Source organism: Pseudomonas sp. RG1 (assembly GCF_025910115.1).
GTDB lineage: Bacteria > Pseudomonadota > Gammaproteobacteria > Pseudomonadales > Pseudomonadaceae > Aquipseudomonas > Aquipseudomonas atacamensis.
Map to the genome: position 1 here is coordinate 94,988 of NZ_JAPCIK010000043.1, position 22,792 is coordinate 117,779.

The window sequence follows — 22,792 nt, forward strand, 5'->3', positions numbered from 1 at the left end:
ATTCAACGCCCAGGCCCCTGGTTTTTCAAGCGTGGCGTGCTCGATCAGAACACAACCGTCTTGTTGCCGTGCACCAGCACGCGGTCTTCCAGGTGATAACGCAGGCCGCGGGCCAGCACCATCTTCTCGACGTCACGGCCGAAACGCACCATGTCTTCGATGCTGTCGCTGTGGCTGACACGCACCACGTCCTGCTCGATGATCGGGCCGGCGTCCAGCTCTTCGGTCACGTAATGGCAGGTTGCGCCGATCAGTTTCACACCACGCAGCGACGCTTGGTGATACGGCTTGGCGCCGACGAACGATGGCAGGAAGCTGTGGTGGATGTTGATGACTTTGTGCGCGTATTCGCGGCACATGTCCGGCGGCAGGATCTGCATGTAGCGCGCCAGCACTACCACTTCGGCGTCGTGCTGTTTGACCAGCCGCGACACTTCGTCGAATGCCGGCTGCTTGTCCTGCGGATTGACCGGCACGTGGTAGTAAGGGATGCCGTGCCACTCGACCATGCTGCGCAGGTCGTCGTGGTTGGAGATCACGCAGGCGATTTCGCAATCCAGTTCATCGCTGTGCCAGCGGTGCAGCAGGTCGGCCAGGCAGTGGGATTCGCGGCTGGCCATCAGCACCACGCGTTTTTTCTGCTCGGTGTCGGTGATGCGCCAGTCCATCGAGAACTCTTCGGCGATCGGCGCGAACTTCTCGCGCAACTCTTCAATACCGAACGGCAGCGAATCGGCACGGATTTCGTGACGCATGAAGAACCAGCCCACTTGATTGTCAGAGTGGTGGCTCGCTTCGGTGATCCAGCCATTATGAGAGGCCAGAAAATTACTGACTTTGGCAACGATGCCAACGCGGTCCGGGCAAGAGATCACCAGCCGAAAAGTGCGCATGAGGGGGAAACTCCAGAACTTCACAAAGGCCGCCATTCTAGCGACTGTGCAGGAAAACTGCAGTACGCATACGCGCCGGGTGGGACAAAGCATGGCGAAACGGCTTTCTGACGCAGCTCTTCCGTCAAGACCGTGACGCTTTAGCGGGGCTTTTGTCAGACAACTGTAAATATCTGTGCTGACTGCATCACATTATTTAACTGAACATTCAAATCGCGGCTAATTCCTGTAACTCATTTAAATAAAAAGCTGATCTAAATGTTTACTTGATGAAACAGCCTGACTATTATTGCGGCACTGTCCCCTGTCATTCAGCATTCTACAAAAGGTAGTACTCATGTCCTTGATCAACGAATATCGCGCCACCGAAGAAGCCATCAAAGAGCTGCAAGCCCGTCTGAAGAACCTGTCCGAAGACGACAAACTGCAAGCCGAACTGGAATTCGAAGGCAAACTGCGCACGCTGATGGGTGAATACTCCAAGTCGCTGCGTGACATCATCGCGCTGCTGGATCCAGAAGCCAAATCCAAGGCTCCACGTGGCGGCGCAGTAAAAACTACCGGCACCAAGCGTGCACGCAAAGTTAAGCAATACAAAAACCCGCACAACGGTGAAGTCATCGAAACCAAAGGTGGCAACCACAAGACTCTGAAAGAGTGGAAAGCCAAGTGGGGCGGCGACGTGGTTGAAGGCTGGGCGACCCTGCTGGGCTAAGCCGCGACGCCTTCGCAGAGCGATCCGCGAACAAAAGAACGCCAGCTAGCGCTGGCGTTTTTTTATGCCCGTAATTTATTGTCCGGGCATGTTCGATTTCACAGATTCAAACGTTTGCGTAATGCCTGGACATAATTCTGCCAGTCATTGAGCACCTCTCGCTGCATCGGTGACGCACTAAGCGACCATTGCTCGGCGGCCTCGATAAATGACTGCACGGTATTCGGCGCACCTGCCTCGGGTTGCGTCAGGCGCTGCTGACAAAATAATTTCCAGCGCTCTTGCTCGGCCACATCCAGGGTGTCCGGAAAGTTGCGTGCTCGATATCGAAAAAGTAATTCAGGCAAACGTTCATCATCGAAAGGCCACTGCTCTTGCGCCAATTGCGCAGGGTCGGCCGTTCGAACTTGTTCGCATAAACGACGATCACGATCACCGATAAATCCATCGTACAACTGCTGCTCGGGATCTTCGCTGGGAGTGAAATCTTCGCTGGCATATATCGCCGCGACTTTATCTTTCCAGACTTGTTGTGCGTCAGTTAGTCGCACTGTCCGCTCCTGATAAAGCGCCATGTCCAGCCCAAGGCGCTGCTGGTCTTGTGCGCGCAATACCGCCAGCGGCGCTACAACCGGACAACGATTGATATGAATCAGCTTGAGCGGTACCGGTAACTCACCTTCGGCCAACTCATCGCGACGGGTATAAAGACGCTGACGCAGGGCTTGCGCATCGAGGTCCAGCAACCCCTGCGGATCAAGATGCAGATCACAGACGATCAGGGCGTTGCGATTCTTCGGGTGCCAGGCCAGCGGCAGCACCACGCCGACATAACTGCGCGCCGCCGAGAAACGCCCGGACACATGCACCAGTGGCTGCAACAGGCGGATCTGATCCATCACCTTCTGTTTGCTGCGCAACTGGAACAGCCATTCGTAGAGCTTGGGTTGTTTCTCGCGAATCAGCCGCGCCAACGCGATGGTGGCGCGCACATCCGACAGGGCTTCGTGAGCGTGCCCGTGATCGATATTGTTGGCCGCCGTGAGGCGTTCAAGCTTGAGGGTCACGCGGCCTTCGTCATCGGTAGGCCAGACCAGACCGTCCGGGCGCAATGCGTAAGCGGCGCGCACTACGTCGATCAGATCCCAGCGGCTGTTGCCACCCTGCCATTCACGGGCGTAGGGGTCGAAGAAATTGCGATACAGGCTGTAGCGAGTCATCTCATCGTCGAAACGCAAGGTGTTGTAACCGGCGCCACAGGTCCCCGGTGCGGCCAGTTGCGCATGCACGCGAGTCATGAAATCGGCTTCGCTCAGGCCTTTTTCAGCGAGCTGGCCGGGGGTGATGCCGGTGATCGCGCACGCCGCCGGGTGCGGCAGGATGTCTTCGCTGGGCTGGCAATAGAGGTTGACCGGCTCGTCGATCTCGTTGAGCGCATGGTCGGTGCGAATCCCGGCCACCTGCAGCGGTCGGTCGTTGCGCGGATTGATGCCAGTGGTTTCGTAGTCGTACCAAAAGATTGAAGTCACGGGCGAATCCTGAACAGAAGATCGGCGAAGTCTAGGCGTTTCAGGGCTGCCACGGCCAGCCTGGTCGCCCTCGAACAGCAATTTCTCCAGATTCCTACAACTTGAATGCATTGCCCTTGTGGGAGCGAGCCTGCCCGCGAAGGCTTTCTGTCAGTTGCCCACAGGCTGACTGACCCACCACATTCGCGAGCAGGCTCGCTCCCACACCCGAGAGGCTGCTAGCATCAGGCGCACTTGCACCCCGAACAGGCGAACATCAGGTAGCCCATGCTCGAGCCCACAGCACCGCGAAGGAAAGCACCGCTGGATACGCGCCATCAGGTCGAAACGCCGGAAGGCATCGATCTGCCGTTGCGTCCCGCTGGGCTGATGGTGCGCGCCGTGGCGTTTGCCATCGATCTGGGCATTCGCGGCTTGATCCTCGGCGTGCTGTTCATCGCGCTGGCATTTCTCGGCAAGCTCGGCATGGGCCTCGGTTCTTTGCTGCTGTTTGCCATCAGCTGGTGGTACATGGTGTTGTTCGAGGTGCTGCGTCAGGGCCGTTCGCCGGGCAAACAATGGCTGGGCTTGCGCGTGGTGCACGACGACGGCACGCCGATCGGTTGGTCGGCCTCGCTATTGCGCAACCTGCTGCGCTTTGTCGATCTACTGCCCTTCGGCTATTTCCTCGGTGCGCTCAGTTGCCTGCAACACCCGACCTTCAAACGCCTCGGCGACATTGCCGCCGGCACGTTGGTGGTTTACAGCGAACGGCCGCTGAGCCGACCGCAATTGCCTTATGCCGAACCTCGTCGCTGTCCCGTTCCGCTGACCTTGAGCGAACAACGCGCGGTACTCGGTTTCGCCGAGCGTCAGGCCGAGCTCTCTCCCGCACGGGTCAACGAGCTGGCGGCATTGCTGGCGCAGCCGCTGCACATCTCTGCGCCCAAGGCCGTGTCTGAACTCAACGGCATCGCGCGCGGTTTGTTGGGGCCGACCCCATGAAGCAGAGCCTGTTCGAAAGTCGCCACAAGGCCGAATGGGAGCGCTTCGCCGTGGCGCTCGAACGCCTCGAACACGGCAAGGAGACAGCGCAAGTCAGCGATTTTCCCAAGGCCTATCGACGTCTCTGCCAACATCTGGCTCTGGCCCAGGCGCGCGGCTACAGCAGTTTTCTGATCGATTCATTGCAACAGCAAGTGCTGCGCGGCCATCAACAGCTCTATTGGCATCGCAGTCGCCTCGGGGCGCTCATCATCAGCTTTATCCTCGCGGACTTCCCGCGACTGGTGCGCGAACAGTGGCGCTTCGTTGCGGCCGCCAGCCTGTTGTTCTTCGGCAGCCTGATCGGTTTCGGCGTGCTGGTTTATCTGAACCCGGAACTGATCTACAACCTGATTCCGGCCGAACAGGTGCGCGAGATGCAGGGCATGTACGACCCCGTTGCCGGCCACCTCGGACGCTCGGCCGAACGGGCGGCCAGCGAAGACTGGGTGATGTTCGGCTATTACGTGATGCACAACACGGGCATCGCCTTTCAGACATTCGCCAGCGGTTTGTTGATGGGCATGGGCAGCGGATTCTTTCTGCTATACAACGGCATGATCATCGGCGCGGTGGCCGGGCATCTCAGCGAGATCGGTTTCGGCCAGACCTTCTGGTCGTTCGTGATCGGTCACGGCGCGTTCGAACTGAGCGCCATCGCCCTCGCCGGAGCGGCGGGCCTGAAGCTGGGCTGGGCGCTGATCGCCCCCGGACGCCTGACATGTGGCGAGGCGCTGCGCCTGGCCGCGCGCAAAAGCGTGTTGCTGGTGTGTGGGGCGATGCTGTTCCTGTTGATCGCAGCCTTTATCGAGGCTTACTGGTCGTCGAAAACCAGTGTCACGCCGCTGACCAAATACGCCGTCGGCGCCGCGCTATGGTTGGCCGTCGCGGTGTATCTGCTATTTGCCGGAAGGATTCGTCATGCGCCTGAGTGACGCCAGCGTAGTGATCCGCCCGCGCACGACCTGGGAAGCCATAGACCTGGGCGTGTTGATGAGCCAGCAGCATCGGCGGTTGTTGATGACCAGTTGGGCGATAGTCACCCTGCCGCTGTTCGCCCTGCTCAGCCTGTTGCTGTGGGATTCGCCATCACTGGCGGTGTTCATTTTCTGGTGGCTGAAACCGGCCTACGAACGCCTGCCGCTGTACATCCTCTCCAAAGCGCTGTTCGGTGAAACCCCGACGCTCAAGCAAGCCTTGCGTGAATGGCCGCGCCTGCTCAGGCCGCAACTGTTGGCGAGTCTGACCTGGCGCCGGCTGAGCCTGAGTCGCAGCTTTGTGCTGCCGGTGACGCAACTCGAAGGTCTCGACGGCGAGGCCAGACAACAACGTCTGCAGGTGCTACTGCAACGCAACGGCGGCGCCGCGCAATGGTTGACGATTATCGGCGTGCATCTGGAAACCGCACTGTGGATCGGCTTGATGCTGCTGTTCTACATGCTCTTGCCGCAGCAGATCGAGACCGACTGGGACTGGCAATCGCTTCTGCTAGCCGCCGATCAGGATTGGCGCTGGCTGGAGCACCTGACCAACGTTTTTTACGCGCTGATCCTGGTGGCCTGGGGACCGGTGTATGTCGCCTGCGGTTTCAGCCTGTACCTGAACCGCCGCACACAACTGGAAGCCTGGGACATCGAGCTGGTCTTCCGCCGTCTGCGCCAGCGCTTGAACAACGGCGTGCTCGGCGTGTTGCTGGCGGCGTGTCTGCTGCTGCCGAACCTGCAACCGGTGTGGGCCAGCGATGCGCCGGATGCTCCACGGTTGCTCAATCAGCCGCTGACCAGTCAGGCCTCGCGCGACAGCATTGAGTCGCTGCTCGAACAACCGCCGTTCAAGAACAAGGAAAGCGTCACCCGTTATCGCTTTGGCGACGACCCGGCAAGTCCGGCCAAAGACGCGCAAGCGGGTGAGGCACCGCAGTGGCTGAAAACCCTGCTCGGCTGGCTCGATGGTCGACACCTTGATGCCTTGGCGAACGTGATTGAGGTGCTGTTGTGGGGCGCGCTGATTGCCGCGCTGGGCTGGCTGATCTGGCGTTATCGCGAATTCCTCCGGGCTTTCGTCAGCCGCCGCCCGAACCTGCCAGCGCGCAGCAAACCGCCGGCGTCGCCACAAGTCTTCGGCCTCGATCTGAACCGTGAAACCCTGCCGGATGACATTGCCAGCAGCGCCGAACAATTGTGGCTGAGCGAACCTCGCGCCGCGCTGGGCCTGCTCTATCGCGGCCTGCTCAGCCATCTGTTGCAGGATTTCGACCTGACGCTGAAAGCCGCCGACACCGAGAGCCAGATCCTCAACCGCATTGAGCAATTGCAACGCCCGGACCTGCTCGCCTACAGCCGCAACCTCACTGTTCACTGGCAGAACATGGCCTACGGGCACCGACTACCAGCTGCGCACCTGCAAGCAGAGCTGTGCAACGGCTGGCGTGAATTGTTCGGCAAAGGATCCGGGCATTGAACCGGCGCATCGGCTGGTCGTTGGCTGCGCTGGCGCTTGTGCTGCTTGGCGGCTTGAGCCTGTTCCTCTACCTCAAGGCCCGGCCCTATCAGGAAACCGTCGATCACGGCCCCTCGCCTGCCGCGCAAGCCAATCCTTATCTGGCGGCAGAAATGTTCCTGCGCGAGCGCGGCCTCGCGGTCAATCACGCCGAGACCCTGGCGGTGCTGCCGCAGATTGATCCGCACAGCCACACCTTGTTGTTGTTCGGCGAGCGCGCGCGGATGACGCCGCGTGAAGTCGATCAGGTGTTGAACTGGACTCGCGCCGGAGGACGTCTGGTGTTCGTCGCCGAATCGTTGTGGGATGCGCAAACCGGGCAAAGCAATGATCTGCTGCTCGACAAGGTGCAACTGCACCAATCGCTGAGCAAGGACTTGAAAGATCCTCCCGAGGAAGTGGAAAAGGACCGCTTCCCGAAACTGACCAAACTGTACCTGGAAGACGAAGACGCGCCGGCCTACGCCGGTTTCGACACCGACTTCCACCTCGACGACCCGAATAATGTCGCGCAAGCCTGGGCCAACAGCGCCAAAGCCACGCACATGATGCAACGGGTGTACGGCCTTGGCACGATCACCGTGGTCACCGATGCCGAGCTGTGGAAAACCGGCGCTATCGGCAAATACGACAACGCCTGGCTACTCTGGTATCTGAGCGCCGACACCGACGTCACGCTGATTTACAACACGACGCACGATGGTTTGTGGACCTTGCTCTGGCGCTACTTCCCGCAGGCCATCGTCGCCCTGCTCGCCTTGATCGGCTTGTGGTTGTGGCAGGCCGGCGTGCGTCACGGCCCGGTGCAAATGCCGGCGCCAGCGGGTCGGCGCCAACTGCTGGAGCATCTGCGTGCCAGTGCCGACTTCCTCCTGCGCCACAACGGCCAGCAAGCGCTGCTGCAAGCCTTGCAACAAGACATCCTGCGCCGCGCGCGCCGCCGCCATCCCGGTTTCGATCAATTGAATGTGGCCGAACAATGGCTGGCGTTATCGCGCCTGACCCGGCAACCCACCCGCGCCATCAGCCAGGCCCTGAGCCCACGTCCGAAGCAGCGTTTGTCCAGCGCCGAATTCAGCCGGCAGGTCGCTCATCTGCAAACCTTGAGGAACGCGTTATGACTGAACAGATCGAGCCCGGCAGCGCGACGCACGCCGCCCAGCAGCGCCAGCGTGCCAGCCAGTTGGCGCAGGCAGTGCGCAATGAATTGAACAAGGCGCTGATCGGCCAGGATGCGGTGGTCGACGATGTCCTGACCGCGCTGATCGCCGGCGGCCACGTGCTGCTCGAAGGCGTGCCCGGTCTGGGCAAGACCTTGCTGGTGCGGGCACTGGCGCGATGCTTCGGCGGCGAGTTCGCGCGCATCCAGTTCACCCCGGACCTGATGCCCAGCGACGTTACCGGCCATGCCGTGTATGACCTGCAGACCGAGCAGTTCAAGCTGCGCAAAGGCCCGCTGTTCACCAACCTGCTGCTGGCCGACGAGATCAACCGCGCCCCGGCAAAAACCCAGGCAGCGCTGCTCGAAGCCATGCAGGAGCGCCAGGTGACACTCGAAGGTCGCGCCCTGCCCATCGCGCAACCGTTCATGGTTTTGGCGACACAGAACCCGATCGAACAGGAAGGCACCTATCCGCTGCCGGAAGCCGAGCTCGACCGCTTCATGCTCAAGGTGCGCATGGATTACCCCGACGCCGATCAGGAGCTGAACATGGTCCGTCAGGTCTGTCGTTCGACCCGCGCCGACATGCTCGATGTGCAACCGCTGCGCACCGTGTTGCAAGCCAAAGACGTGCAGGCGTTGCAGCGTATTGCCAGCGATCTGCCGCTGGATGATCAGGTCCTCGATTACGCCGTGCGTCTGGCGCGCAGCACGCGCACCTGGCCGGGCCTGACCCTCGGCGCCGGACCGCGCGCCTCGATTGCACTGGTTCGCTGTGCCCGTGCCCGGGCATTGTTGCGCGGCGGCGAGTTCGTGATTCCGGATGACATCAAAGGCTGCGCACTCGCTGTGCTGCGCCATCGCGTGCGCATCGCACCGGAGCTAGACATCGAAGGCCTGCAGGTCGATCAGGTGCTCGCGCAATTGCTCGATCAAGTGCCGGCGCCGCGCCTGTGAAACCCTCGCGTTTGCTGCTGATCTGGCTGGCGCTGCTGCTGGGCGTCAGCATCGTGCTTGGCGCCTTTCAGGCACTCGGCAGAGAGCTCCCGTCGAGCCTGATTTCGATCAACTGGGGGTTGCTCCTGGCGCTGTTGGCCTTGGCGGTTATCGACGCCGTACGCCTCAGACGCCTGCCCTCGCCGCGCATCAAACGACAGATGCCCGGCAGCCTGGCGCTCGGGCGCTGGGGAGAGGTGAAGCTGGAGGTCGCCCATGAGTTTGCCGAGCCACTGAACATCAATTTCTTCGACCACGTACCCGACGGCCTCGCGTTTGAATATCTGCCAACAGTTGTCGAGCTTCAACCCGGCCATGTCAGTCAGCTCACCTACCGTCTGCGACCTCTCGAACGCGGGCATTTCTGCTTCGAACAGTGCGAAGTCAACCTGCCCAGCCCCTTGGGATTATGGTCCGGCAAACGCCTGCTCAGCGTCCGCGACGAGACCCGTGTCTACCCGGACTTCGCCCGGCTTTACGGCGGTGAGTTGCGCGCCGTCGACAACTGGCTGAGCCAGCTCGGCATACGTCAGCGGCAACGTCGCGGTCAGGGTCAGGAATTCCATCAGTTGCGCGAATTTCGCGAGGGCGACAGCCTGCGCCAGATCGACTGGAAAGCCACCGCCCGCCAGCGCACGCCGATTGCCCGCGAGTACGAAGATGAGCGCGATCAACAGATCATCTTCCTGCTCGATTGCGGCCGGCAGATGCGCAGTCACGATGGTGAGCTGTCGCACTTCGATCACGCGCTTAATGCCTGCCTGCTGCTCAGTTATGTGGCGTTGCGCCAAGGGGATGCGGTGGGCATGAGTACCTTCGCCGGTGATAAGCCGTGCCATGTCGCGCCAGTCAAAGGCAGCGGCCAACTGAACGTCCTGCTCAACGCTGTTTATGACCTTGGGAACACCCAGTTCCCTGCTGATTATCAGGCCGCCGCCAGCCAGTTACTGGCCCGACAAAAACGCCGGGCACTGGTGGTGCTGGTGACCAATCTGCGCGATGACAATGATCAAGTGCTGGGCGCGGTCAGACGGTTGAGCGCGCAACATCGGGTGCTGGTGGCGAGCCTGCGCGAGGAAGCGCTGGATACGTTACGCCAGACGCCAGTGCAAACACTGCCCGAAGCATTAGCCTACTGCGGCACCATCGATTTTCTCAATGACCGCTCGCAACTCCATGAGCGGCTGACTGCCCATGGCGTTGCAGTGATGGATGTTCGGCCCGCCGAGCTGGGGGCCGGACTGGTGACAAGCTACATGAGTTGGAAAAAGACCGCTGCGATCTGACAGATTCGATCAGTTAGTGACTGCAACATACACAGCGTCGCTGTCCGAAGTGCCGTCGCTGTTTTCTACTTTGACGACCAGTGAAATCTGATCCGTAAGGCTCATCGGCCGCCAGTGAGCCTGGTATCGCCCGCTGTGATCGGTAAACGACTCAGTGAACGGTGCTCCATTAGTGGAGACAAGGATTTTCCGTCTGGGCATGGGCTCTCGCCCCTCCTTGGCCACAATCAGCGCGGTCATGGAGACGTAGGTCTGCAAGGGAACCGGATTAGGCGACGCAACAACGGATTCCACCGCTGCTGGACACTCAGTGACGGTCAACCAGAGCGTTTTTACCACCCAGCCAGCCAAACCACCCTTTACCGACGCCCGCAACGCAGCCTCGCCTGCTCCGTCCAAGACAATGCGCGCCGTTGCCTTGCCTTCGGCATCCGTCAGGGTTGTCGGCAGCGAGGTGCGGTCGTACTCCCACATCACTTCAACATTGGCCAAGGGTTGCGCGGTACTCGCTGACACTACCAGGACTTGCGCGGTCATCTGTTGCCCCGGATACCCGCTCGGATAATCGCTGACCAGTTCCTTGATCTCCCGGGGCTCGTGCAGCAAAAACGCTAAGGAAATCGACTCCGAATACAGCGCATCGCCCACCGTGGCGGTCAGTTGCGCCGCACCCGGTGTTGTCGGCACGAACCGTATCCGCGCTTCACCGTAGAAGTTGGTAGTGGTGGTCACCTCACCAAGGTCCGGACTGCGCCAGACAACCTTCATCCCTACCATCGGTCTGCCACTGATGCCCGACACAATGGTGATCCGCTCCGATACAGCCTCGCCCCAAAACAGCGTCTGACTGCTGCGCGAACGATCCGCAATTTTTACCACCTGCGCGCCTTGCCCCAGCGACATCGCAATAACTGGAGAAAGCCTGGCCAACCGCGCCGAGGCAAAGCGCAGGCCGAAACTCCCGTCCTTGAGGTCGCCCGCGTTGAACCGATAGGTCATTCCAGCTTCCGAAAAAAACCTGGGATCACCCAGACGTGGTTCCTCGAAGCGCAAGCCCAATTCCGCCGGCCCGGTGCCGGTCATGCCCAGTGTCAGATATTGGTCATGCAGCGCACTGCCAGCCGGAGCACTCACGCTCAGTTGATGCTGCCCCTTGCGCCGGGGGAATTCAGCGCTTTGACCCAGCGGCTGAAACGGTCTGGAGTCGAAACTGTATTCGAATCCGTCCCACGGATCCCCTTCCAGCGCTAGAACCTGCATGGAGCGGCGCTCTTCAAAACGGTCATAAGGGCTGATAACCGCCGCTGTCACCACATGCTCACCTGCCGTGGTTGGCGCAAAGGGAAAACCACTCCAGCCGTCGGCCCCCGTCCCGTGCACTTCGGTGCTGCCGTCGGCTGTCCATTGAACAGCCACTTGCTCCAGAGGGAGGTCGGGACGATAAGGGGAGCGTACCTTCAGCCACATCCACGCAGGATCCTGCCCAATGACCGGATCCACCGCAGATGCACGGACGTCTTCGATCGTGATTTTATTGTGGGCCAGGGTCATCGTATTGATGTCGCTCACGCCAAAGAAACTGATAATGAACTGAAGTTTGAAAACCCCGGGTTTGGTACTTTTTGAACAGTCCAGCGTCCAGGTAAACCCGCTGTCGTCCACAACATTTTCGCTATTGGGGGGTGGGCTCAACTCGATTCCGAGCTCTGCCGCCGGGCTTCCACTCCACAGCAAATCCATGGGGATACCCACTAAAGGACTCAGCGCATTGGTGCGGAAGATATAGCGATGTATAGCGCCAATACACGGAAAGAGCGGCTGCCCCCTGAGATCGGTCATCTGATCCAGGACCACGGTCATTTCTTCATGGAGGTCAGGTGATAACAGTCGGCAAGAAAAATCCTTGTTCGTGAGAGTGTCGGTGAGCAAACTTACCTCGAAAATACTGCTGGTACTTTCGATACGATCAGAGCTGAACAACCAACTCAGATCTTCCCCTTCGCGCAATATTCTCGGCATATCAAGGTCGCTCACCGCAAGCCCGATCTCTGGCTTTGCGTTGCGCCAACCGAGCCTAATTGCCTCGCCAATCAGCGGGCTATTCTCATATGCACGGACCGTCAGGATGTGCGTCTTGCCTCGCTTGCAAGCGATTCCGTCACTGGAAATTTGAAAGCCATCAAACGTGATCCTGACCTTGTCCTTCCACTCGTCTCGTGCAAACGCCGTGACCGAAAACGTGTGTCCATCTGCCGGCCCGCCTTCGTAGGCTCTCACACTGGCAGTAATCGTCTCGTTGCTCAAAGCCTTCAACGGCCAGTAATACAGGCTGGCCCAGCCACCACTGCCAGTACGAGACCTGACAATACCCTCGGGGGTTTGCCAGTCGACGAACGCATCAATTACTGGCTCACCGGCACCTTTGTCAGTGACATGCACCACCTGCACTCGCATCAAGGTCTTTTCGTAGTTCTCGACAACCGGCGAAATATTCGGGCCGCGCGTGTCAGCGATCCTGACCTTGTTGCGCGCCAGCGACATGGGTTTACGCGGCGATGGCAGTAACAACTTCGAGCAGACCAATGACAGTTCGAAGCGACCATCCAGCCAGTCCTCGCAGGCCAGCGTCCAGAGACTATCGTCGCCATTGAAAGCGACCGGTTGCTGGAGTGGCGGGTTGACCGTGACCTTCAACTCTTCATGCCCGACGCCGCTCCAGTGCAGCGATAGATCAGTCGCCAGCAAAGGGCTGTCGGCGGGCAAGCGCACGATGAAGGGGTAATCAGTGCCGCGATTGGGATAACCGGTCGCGTCCCACAGGGTTACCTGCTCTTCGACAACGCAACGCAAGTCCCGCCAGGGGTCGGTCGCCAGCACCGTGACTGGAAATTCGTGAGTCACCTCGCCATTGCCGTAATAAGCGCTGTCGACCGACGCTGTGATGACAAAATCGCCGGCTTGCTCAGGGACGAAATCGAAGTAAGCCAGGCCCTGTTCATCAGTGACTGCGGTGCCCTGCACGCCCTGCCCGATACTCGTCCACCTGACCTCTCGACCATCAAGCGAACGGCCGGTGTAGAACGAAAGGACCTGCACGCCCAACCGGACGCTTTGTGCATACTCGAGGACGGGGTAATACGCCGCGGTCTGCACTTCGCGAAGCGCCAATCGATGATGCCCCAGCGACACGTCAATCGCATAAGGCTCGGTGTTGTACTGGTTCACCAGGTTTATTGTGAAGTCATGACTTTTCTCTTCTCCCATATCCGGGCAGTCGAGCGACCACTGCGACAGCAGCGGTTGATCGACTCCCCAGTCAGGGGTTGCCTTGACTGCTTCCAATGGGTTGCCCTGAATGATCAGTGCGATATCCGTACCCAGCCAGACGCTGCCGTCTACAGGGGTAAAAGACAGACGATGCGCAATGTACAAAGAGCCGTCCGGGTCATCGCCAAGGGAAGCGCCCAGGCAAAGGTGTAACGTCTGGCCTGGTGGCAAAACTTCGTCATCCAGTCGCACCGTCTGCAGTTGCAACGGTTCAAGCTTCAGCTGCAGGTCGATTCGAGTGATGCAGATTGTCGAACTACGGTCGCCAGCGTTGCGCGGGACACCGCTGACCTCGAAGCTCAATTCGTCATCTTCGACGAACGCCAATTGATCCAGTGATCTTTGATACACCCGGGGCTTGAATTCCAGCGGCTGCTCCGCCCCCAGTCCGGCGTCTTCGTGCACCTGTTTCCGGCCTTCTTCTGCCGTGAGTTCGATGCTCATTAACACATCGCCGCTCTTGCGGATGTGCAACCAGCCCGATTCGCCCGACCATGAAACTCCGGGCCGCAGTTCGCATAGAAACGTCAGTTCGTAACCCGCGCGGGCGCCGGGGGTCTTGGGTGCCTTGATTACCTGTGTAGCCGAAGCCCCGACACCGACCTCCATGAAATTGACTAACTCGTCAGCATAGAATTCTCTCGCCAGGCCAATCATCCCGCTGGGGCGCCACTCTTTGAGCCGATCGTTGAAGTCACCATTGAGCACCAGATTCTGATTGTTTTGCACGACGGGATCATTCATGGTCGCCTGCTCCTTCGACTGGCATCTTCAAACTGGCGTTTTCAGCCTTGGTAACCAGGTCTGTGACTTTTTGGGCGAACGTCGGCTCGCCGGCTTTGGCGGTGTAGCGCACGCGGATAATGATATCGGTCAAGGATTTGAGCATTGCAGCTTGTGGCTGTTTTAGCGGTCGAGGAAAACTCAGTCGCCAGTGGGAAACCGCACCCGTGCATTCAAACGGGTTGAGTAAACCTTCATCAGGTTTCTGGTGGGTCAGGCCACTGTCGGAAAGCCCTACCGATAAAACGATCTGCTGAGCGCTGCGCAGGTTGAACACCAGATCGCCAGGTACGCCTGAGGTCGGCGTATGCAGGTACTGCACAGACTGTGTGGTGGGCCGGGTCGCCGTCACGCTACTGATCTGCAGCAAGGTTGCCCGGACATCCTCGTAAGGACCGGTCAGGACAGGCAGATCCACCTCCACTGAACTGATCTGCCTGCAGAAATGGCCGGGGTAATCCCGGTCGAACAGCAACTGGGTCAGTCTGAACTCCAATACACCTGTTGCCATCAATTGCTGGTGTGCATCTGCCCAACTGCTCACGCCCTCTTGAGGCTCGATGCCGTCGTCGCACAACTGCCGCAAGGAAACTGTTTTGACCAGCTCCAGCCGCCGCTCGTAGCTTTGCAAGCGCCTGCGTTCCTGGTCCAGCAGATACATGTGCAACTGTTCGCCAGAGCCCAGACCATAACGGTGATCGAGCCAGGCCTGAGGCAAAGGGACCGGTGCATCATAATCGCCGGTTTCAGCAGCCAGCGAAGCCTGCGCACTGAGGCACAGACTGACGACCGCGTCGTACGCCTGGTAGTGCAGGGCTTTTAGCTGGCCAAGCATCCAGCCGAACAATTCGGCATTGCTCGCGCGTTTTTTGAGGAAGTTGAACATGGTCAACGCTTGACTGTTGGCCCGAAGCGTCTGTTCAAGGCTGGATCTTGCTGCGTTGACCGCATGGCTTTGCGCTTCGATCTGCGCATTGATTGCGCCCACCTCCGCCAGCGCCTGATCGCGTTGCAGCGCCCATTCAGTGCGGCGGCGACGATAGCCTTCGGTCGTGGCTTGTCGGTCGGCGTCGATTTGCAGCAGTGACGAAGAGACGTCAAAACCGAAAGCCATTGCATCGAATGCGTGTTCGGGCTTGAAGCCACCGTTGGAAGTACCATAGATTTTCGGCAACGCCGCGATGACGCCCCCTGCCACTCTGACGGCTTTGGCCTGCAGGGCTGATGTTTTCGACTGCTGCAGGCTGGCCATGACCTGGTACTCGATCGGCGAAACGTTCTCGTTGTAACGCGTTGCATAGGCATCGGCCCGCTCCTGCGCCATTGCCCGGCTTTGCTGAAGCGCTGTTACATTCGCCTCCAGTTGGGCGATGGATTGTTCCTGCACCGTTTCGGCGTAACGGCCCAACTCCAGCAGATGGTTCTGCTGCAGTTCTTCTTGTTCGGCACGGTCGCGTTGTTCAAGCAGTCGCAGCACCAGACTGCCGAAATCCCGCAGACTCTGTACCCCACGCAGTGCGACTTCGAACGTGACACGCCAACGGTAGGCATTGACCACCAGCCGCCCCCCCATCGGTCTGGGTCCGGCCGCGCTGCCAGCGGCCAGATCGCGGAGCAATTGCCTGGGATCCGTCATCGGGCTGAACAGCAATATGTCCAGCGGTTTGCCATCGATGGTGAGATTGTCGCGCAGGTAACCAAGCCGTTGCTGCGGCCTTGCAAACAGGTCGAGCAGCGATTGATTGATCGGAATTTCAAAAGGTTTGCTTGCCAACAATCCCAGCATCGGCGGGGTATCGGAAGCGATCGGGTAATCCGCCAGGTTGAAATCCTGCGTATCTTCAAGCGCTTCAAGAGGCGGTCGTGAATCACTCTGGGCCAGAAGGTTTTCAACGGTGGCGGTCTGCCAACGAGTCGCTGTGTCGGCGGTGGGCGCCTTGCCCATCAGAAACCCGGCCTGGACGTAGCAAAGCTTGGCGGCCACCAGACTGTCACGGGTCAATTGGCGGTAATACCAATCGCCCCACGCCATCAGGTTTTCCACATACTCAGTGAACATCAGGATCTGAAAATGCGCGGGTGCGGCATAGCCAATGGCATCCGGATCAGAGGGATTCTGGATTTCCCACCCCGGATTACTTCCCGCCCCCTCTAAATCCAGAGGCCGGCAACGCCAGTACGCCGGTTTCGGGTTCATGATCGGGACCGGCGGATCTTTCCGATCCTGGGTTGCCTGTGGATCGAACACGTAATGCAGCCAGTCCTGCGCTTCCTGGAAGCGCTCTTCATCACGCAACCGGGTGGCAATCAAATGCGGCAGGTGAAAAAACAATTCCCAGAAATTCAGACCGTTGGCACCGTTGAAGGGACCATTGAGTTCAACAAATTCTGCGCCGGTCGGCGACGGTTCGAGAATGAACTGGTTGGACCAGTCCAGCACGGCGTCCACGGAAATATTCGAACGCCTTACCAGTTCCGAACCGAATAATGAATTGAGCCGAACGTATTTCAACGCCAGTCCAGCTTGATTGAATGACAGGAACTGTGCCGTGCCTGCACTGCTCCTGTGCAGAGTTGGCGGGACGAAGTCCATGAGATCGACAATCGTCAGGTCGAACTCTTTCTGTCCTGTAGGGGAACTGGGAGAGGCGAATAAAAACGTGACTGGTGTGGGCCAGGTGCCTTTCGTCCGCGAGGAAGTCCACGCTTGAGTTGTCCAGCCACCGCTTGCATCCTGGAGTTCACTAATCGGCGGCGGATCGATATCAGACGATCCCGTCACTTGCAGCACCATATTCAACGTAGCGCTTTCAAGTCCCGTGGGACTGCAGAAACCCTGCACCGTCAGCACATCCTTGTCATCGACGCGCGTTGCCATAACGTTCAGACCAAGATAGGGAGTCAGAGAACCATGGTTCGTTATGCGAGGGACAGCAGTAACCTGAATGTCGAGCGGGTGCTGAACCGTATCGCTGCTGACGAATCGCTCCTCAAGTGCCAGATCCAGCCACGCGCCACCGTCCAGGAGGGGGCGCATCAGCACGTCGTAAATCGCATGCACTGTCAGATCCGTTTCAGCAGAATCTTCCGGTGGAGAATCTGCGGGTGACTTCTCAGAGAACTTGCCACTTAACAGAATCCCCAACTTGCCCTTCGGATTAAGGTAATCAGCATGCACAGTCGCAATCAGTCGGGGGGGGCTCGCCAAAAGGTTGTCCTTGCACTCTGAACTGTGCACACACAACGGCGCCGACCACTGCCCGTTCTGTGTCATGAATGCCAGATTGATCACCAATTTGCTCGGGCTGAAAGCCTCCGCTGCGCTGCCGACGACCGCGTCACGCCATTCGGCCCAGACCACACATAACCGGCCATTCCAGAACACCGGGCGGATATCCAGCACCTGATTGGTGGTGGGGATTTCCACCGCTTGCCATTCACTCCAGGCCGCCGGGTTGACCGCCGCGCTGGCCGGGCTCAGTTCGATCTCGGCCTTGCGCCAAAAATACTGAAACGGCTGCACTCGCTGCCGCCCCAGGAAGTAGTAATCGGCTTTGGCCGGTGTCATGCCATCCATGAAACAGCTGATCACATCGAGATCGCAAATTTTTTCGAATGCCTGTAGATACTCCTGCAGCGCAGCCTGCACGGTATCGTTGTTCAAACGGGCCTGGTTAAGGTTGTTTTCCAGATTTCTGAACAGACTGGTTTTGCGCAGTCGCACTGATGGAATGATGAAATTTTCCGGATAGCATGGAATTTTTTGCATCGCCGCCCAATCGGAATAATTGCTGTAAAAAATCCATTCGTGCAGATGACGCTTGTCGAACTCATGATCTCCAAAGCCTGGCTCCAGCTTTCGATACACCGCATGAATGTACTGCTGCACACAGCTTGTCGCTTCGGCAACTCTGGAACTCTTCACCTGATAGGTGTCAAGCGGGTCGATGCGCAGCAATTCAAACAGATCGTCAGGCGTTTTCAGAAACGGGTATCGGGTATTGGCCACTTGACCAATGCAGTATTCGAGCAGGGCCGAGCGACGTTTTTCCAGCAGCCCGCCAATGTTACTCAGTGCCATGATCTCGCTCCTTGGAATATGGCCCGGGGACAAACGTTCGCCAGGCAGTACGCAACGTCCTGCCACTAGCTCCGGGCGAACGTGATGGCATTGGTGAATATTCTTTCGCTTTCCCCAGACTGAGTGCGAACACTGAACACGAATGTGCCGCCCGTCCTGCTTGAAACAAAAACCCGTGTAAGCCCCTGCTGATCAGTAAAACCCTGCGCCGGCCGAATAGTGACGGCATCCCTCTTGGCGGGCGCTTCGATTGTCCAGAACCACTCCACCAGCGAGTTCTGTCCGCGGTTTCCGTAGGCGTCTTCCAGCACCGCATAAAGTTCTACTTCATGGCCGTATTCCACTGTATCCAGAGGCGTAGGTGAAAGTTCCTCAAGCGGGAAAAACAGCGTAGCGAAATCGGCCGTGATCTCGATGGAAGGGGCATATTGCGGCTCGAACAAATCCAGCCAGAGCAATGGCGTGTCGTGACCCATGACATTGCCGGGAATAAACTCGGCCACAAGCGTCCCGTCGATCAGGGTGGTGTCGTCCTTAATGGTGCCCAAAGTGGCGCGCCAATGGACGGTGACGCCACTCAGCGGCTCCCCGTTGGCGTCTTTGAGGGTCACCTTGTAAGTGACTTTTTCGCCTGGCTTATTGGCCACAACGGTGCTGTTATCCACCACTTCGCACGTCATCGTGACCAGCCCTGTGACGTCGCCCGGTGCATGCACAATTGGCGCCTGCGCACTGGACTCGCCGAGCAGGGCATGTTCAGCGGCCTTGGCGTAGGAACTTTTGTCGACCGTCTCGGGCAGATTACCGATCAGAAAAATCGTTAACGCATCCATACCGGTCGCGGTGGACAGCGTCAGCACGCGCATCAACAAATCGAGCTGGCTGAGGTTCTTCAGAATCCCGTCGGCATCGATGCGGCTGACACATTCGCGCACTTCCTGCACGCTCCAGCCAAAAAAATTCGCCAGCTTGATGGCAGACGCTTGTTGCGCAAGCCTTTTCGCATCACCGCTGACTGCCGGCAATGCGTTGACCTGACGCAGGTAATCCAAAAGCTTCTGTGGCGATTGGCCGCTCGCGGCTGAGGCGAGGGCAAAAGCGCGAGTGAGCGTCGTCAGGTAATAAAGAGTGCGCACCGTCAACGTATGTTTGTCGGCCTGAACAAGCCAGTCCGTGTAGCCGCTATCCAGATATTCCTGCAACAGCGCGGCGCTTAACCCAAGTGTCGACACCACCTCACTGCGCCGACGAATTTCAGCCAGCAGATCAAATGATGCGCTTGCGGCTCGGTCGCGTGTACGGCCGGACGCCTCGGCTTGCATATCGGTTCGCTCCAATACATGCAGGAGTAATTGATGCACCGTGACGCCTGCCCAATCCAGGACCAGCAACGCTTGATCCACACCCACGCCGGCGTATGCCGCCAGCGTCTCCCTTACCAGCGAAGTCTGAGCATCGCGCATCTGTAGAAAAGCACTGACCATGCTGGTGATGATGTTCTGCCGCAATGCTGGCTCGATCTCACCCAAGGCGCTATTGACCGCCCATGAGATCTTTTGAAGGACGAAGGCCGGATACGTCTCAGCGCCTTGCTCATAGGGCAGGATCAGACCATACAAATCGGTTATCGGCCCCAGGCTGTCGGCGGACGTCGCGAGGAATTCGATCCAGTCGGTAGCACCGGCGGTCGGTACGCCAGCCATGAGGAAAGTGCTATTGGACAGCTGTGCCGTCGGCAGCAAATTGCGAATCTGCTCGAAAAACTGCTCATCCTGTTCGGACAGTTCCTGTACCGGTGGCGCGTCGACCGCATGCTGCAACATCCACGACACCGGCAGATTGTTTTGCGCGCACCACTGCACGCAACTTTGCATAGCCTCGATCAGTTCCAGCGCATCCGGTAAACCGTCCGGAACATCGTGAATGACAGGGACACCGGCGAAGCGGCTGATCCACTCATCGCCGCCCAGCATCGACAGCATCAGTACACCTTCAACCGGTGTGATGTTCAACAGCCGGGGCAGCGACACCAAACGATAAAAACTTGAGATGATCGCTGCGTTGCGATTCAGTGTTTCGGTCAAGCCATAAGCCTTGGCCACTGTTTTCGCCAGAACGTAATAAGTCTGCGGATCAATCGCCAGGCCACTGCAGAGCTGGCTGATCGTCAGATCCACCATGCCAGGCACAGGTGTTACCGCAAACGCACCGTTGTCGAGCTTGAAAGGTTCGCGATAGCCTGATTCGAAATTGAACAACTGATCGAACTGCGAAAGCGCTTCGCCGCGGCCATAAACCGACATCTCACCGATAAAAACCGCGAAGTCCGCGGCAGTGCATTGGTAGCGCTCGCGCAACTTTTGAAACAAGCCAAGTGCATGCACGACGCCATTGGTTATTTCCATTTTGTCTGAGGAGTCTTCAGGCCGATTGCCGAGCGCTGTCGCCCTGATGGCAGCTGCCAACACTACGTCTACCTGATCGAACGGCAATCCGGTCCAGCTCGCCAGGCGCACCATCCGATTCAGTCGGTCATAACGATTGAACCCGATGGACTCGTCGGGATTTGCCGTCAATCGATGCCGAAGCTCGCTTGCATTATCGATACGCACCGCCGGCGCAGTGTTGTCATTGATATAGATTGACCCCGAGCGCTCGCTTTCCGGATGCTCGGGCTTGTCATCTATATAGGTGACATTGGTCGAGCGCACCGGAGCAAAGTCGCCAATCGACAGCAGGGCTTCGATCTGCCGACTGTCGAGCTTGGTGCGCTCACCCAGGAACACCACCTGATTGAGGAACAGGTATTCGTCGAGCTTGCTGGTACCAAAGTTTTGCGCAAAGAAACTTTCGCGATCTTCGAAATCCGCCCGGGTTTCTGTCAGCAACAGGCGCTGATAAGGGCCAAGCCGCGAAGCATGGGCGAAACCCTTTGCAGTATTGGCACCCCGACCATTGGTTTGCAGAAAATACGGATAAGAGAGGTCGACCCGGTGCTCAAAGTCGCCCACCGACAGATCATGAACCTGCGCGATACCATCAATCGTGACCCAATGCTGGTAATAAGGCAGGCCGTTGGGGTAGCGAGCTGCGATCAGCGCGTCTTCGATCGAATCGACATCTGTATTCGCCGCAATGAATTTTTCCAGCACCTCGACGATGATGTCCACAGACGAGATCGACTGATAAACCGCATTGAAGTCGACGCTCAGTGCCAGCAAATCCGTGCGCCGGTTATGCAGCGCATATTTTTCTTCCTTGTTGATGCCCTCCAGACGGTCACGAACCCAGCGCAACAAGTCGATCAGATAGGCTACTGGCGACCAGATGGACTCCAGCGCATCTGGCGGGCACAGTGCAGCAAAATCGGTACCGATCAGAGCGTGATAATTGGGACCGTCCACGATCGATAGCAAACCACTGGAGCTGCGCTTTGGCGCGTCCCTGTTCCCCCTCAGCGTCCTCTCGATAAACTGGCGCCGCTGAGAGGTGGCTATGCTGTTGGCGCCGCGCCAGAATTGTTGCGCTTGCTCAAAGCTGAGTTGCGAGTGCTCCTGGAGCATGCCTTGAACACCCTTTTCAACCAGTGGATAAATTGATCCACCGTTTTCCAGGTAAGTCTCGAGGTTCTGCAGTCCGACGTCCTGTGCTCGTTGTTTCTCGCTGAACAACTGGTCGAACAGTTGCAGGGCGGGACGGCGCGAATCAACCATGATCAGATTCCTTTAGGCGACAACTGGCCCGCACAGCCCGACATCCTTCGTCGGGCTGCACATTCAATAAGTACGATTTAGCGCTGCGAAAGCCGTTCAGTCCACTGTCATTTATGACAGGTTTTATAACCGTTCGTCGGAAGTCAGGCTTGAGGAATTGTTGTGAAAAGCCGCGCGCCTTCAACTTCAAAACGCGCACTATCGGCCCAATCGGACATCGTCGCGTCATCCGCTGCGTCAGTCAGAGTCTGCCGGAATCGGTACCAGTTCCCCCCCAGAGGCAGTGCCCGCGCCGCGTCTCCGCGCCATTGCTCACCGTCCACGGGCAGCTGCGGCACCCATTGCACATCCGGGTTGTACCAACTCACGACGGCGCCCACGCCCGGACGGCCCTTGCCGCTGAACTGCACTGGCTGAGTGACCCAGCGTCCCGGCGCCGGCTCGTCGAGGGCTGGCACAAAAGTACCCAACATGACCGAGCGCAGGGTTTCAAACGATTCGAAACCGTCCCGGGATGCGACTGCCTCCAGCCGGTAAAGCCCCCCGACCAGCGAACTTGCAGCGAGCATCACTGACCAGGTGCGATTTTCCTGCACGATTCCACTTGCCGGCTCTGAGCGCGCGGCACCGACCAGCGTCACCGTAACCGTATCGCCCGGCACGCCAAAACCGCACACCACCACTTGCTGCCCGATGGCGTTGCCCTCGACCGGAGTTTCAATGAAGGGGGCGGCCGGCACGACGTCAAAGTGCAGCGGCTCGTTGTCTTTCGACTCCTGCCTCGT

At 58.7% G+C, this 22,792-nt stretch carries 12 protein-coding genes and 1 pseudogene; 7 read left to right on the forward strand and 6 right to left on the reverse strand.

Translation table 11 applies throughout. The annotated features are described in order from the left end of the window. Positions 1-44 precede the first annotated feature (44 nt). Complete coding sequence (gene purU / locus OK411_RS21960; protein WP_041479808.1) at positions 45-893, reverse strand: formyltetrahydrofolate deformylase; 849 nt, start codon at positions 891-893, stop codon at positions 45-47. Positions 894-1,230: 337 nt separating this feature from the next. On the opposite strand from purU, the gene mvaT reads away from it, so the two are divergent. Then, on the forward strand, positions 1,231-1,608 hold the full coding sequence (gene mvaT, locus OK411_RS21965) for a histone-like nucleoid-structuring protein MvaT (RefSeq protein WP_016773476.1): 378 nt from the start codon (positions 1,231-1,233) through the stop codon (positions 1,606-1,608). Between the two features lie 98 nt (positions 1,609-1,706). Here the strand turns inward: mvaT and sbcB are convergent, their stop codons facing one another. After that, positions 1,707-3,137, reverse strand: a complete 1,431-nt coding sequence (sbcB, locus tag OK411_RS21970) for an exodeoxyribonuclease I (protein WP_073471968.1) — start codon at positions 3,135-3,137, stop codon at positions 1,707-1,709. Between the two features lie 267 nt (positions 3,138-3,404). On the opposite strand from sbcB, the gene OK411_RS21975 reads away from it, so the two are divergent. Genes OK411_RS21975 through OK411_RS22000 form a run of 6 tightly spaced genes read left to right on the forward strand, consistent with a single transcriptional unit; the run spans position 3,405 to position 10,103 of the window. After that, a complete protein-coding gene (locus OK411_RS21975) occupies positions 3,405-4,121 on the forward strand; it encodes an RDD family protein (RefSeq protein WP_264365682.1) in 717 nt (238 codons plus the stop codon). After that, positions 4,118-5,095: a stage II sporulation protein M gene (locus tag OK411_RS21980; protein ID WP_264365683.1), complete on the forward strand. Its 978-nt coding sequence runs from the start codon at positions 4,118-4,120 to the stop codon at positions 5,093-5,095. Before OK411_RS21975 ends, OK411_RS21980 begins: the two co-directional genes overlap by 4 nt. Further along, positions 5,082-6,620, forward strand: coding sequence for a DUF4129 domain-containing protein (locus OK411_RS21985; protein ID WP_264365684.1), 1,539 nt, complete (start codon positions 5,082-5,084; stop codon positions 6,618-6,620). The genes OK411_RS21980 and OK411_RS21985 overlap by 14 nt, the downstream gene beginning before the upstream one ends. Then, complete coding sequence (locus OK411_RS21990) at positions 6,617-7,780, forward strand: DUF4350 domain-containing protein (protein ID WP_264365685.1); 1,164 nt, start codon at positions 6,617-6,619, stop codon at positions 7,778-7,780. The genes OK411_RS21985 and OK411_RS21990 overlap by 4 nt, the downstream gene beginning before the upstream one ends. Further along, a complete protein-coding gene (locus OK411_RS21995) occupies positions 7,777-8,778 on the forward strand; it encodes an AAA family ATPase (RefSeq protein WP_125925603.1) in 1,002 nt (333 codons plus the stop codon). The genes OK411_RS21990 and OK411_RS21995 overlap by 4 nt, the downstream gene beginning before the upstream one ends. Continuing rightward, positions 8,775-10,103: a DUF58 domain-containing protein gene (locus tag OK411_RS22000; RefSeq protein WP_264365686.1), complete on the forward strand. Its 1,329-nt coding sequence runs from the start codon at positions 8,775-8,777 to the stop codon at positions 10,101-10,103. Before OK411_RS21995 ends, OK411_RS22000 begins: the two co-directional genes overlap by 4 nt. Before the next feature lie 9 nt (positions 10,104-10,112). Here the strand turns inward: OK411_RS22000 and OK411_RS22005 are convergent, their stop codons facing one another. The 4 genes and pseudogenes from OK411_RS22005 to OK411_RS22020 all read right to left on the reverse strand — a co-directional run. Continuing rightward, positions 10,113-14,174 carry an Ig-like domain-containing protein gene (locus OK411_RS22005; protein ID WP_264365687.1) on the reverse strand — a complete coding sequence of 1,354 codons (4,062 nt, stop codon included), beginning with the start codon at positions 14,172-14,174 and terminating at the stop codon, positions 10,113-10,115. Next, complete coding sequence (locus tag OK411_RS22010) at positions 14,167-18,294, reverse strand: neuraminidase-like domain-containing protein (protein WP_264365688.1); 4,128 nt, start codon at positions 18,292-18,294, stop codon at positions 14,167-14,169. The genes OK411_RS22005 and OK411_RS22010 overlap by 8 nt, the downstream gene beginning before the upstream one ends. Before the next feature lie 65 nt (positions 18,295-18,359). Continuing rightward, positions 18,360-22,007: a Tc toxin subunit A gene (locus OK411_RS22015; protein ID WP_264365689.1), complete on the reverse strand. Its 3,648-nt coding sequence runs from the start codon at positions 22,005-22,007 to the stop codon at positions 18,360-18,362. Positions 22,008-22,150: 143 nt separating this feature from the next. Continuing rightward, positions 22,151-22,792, reverse strand: a pseudogene (locus tag OK411_RS22020) (hypothetical protein); the annotation flags it as partial.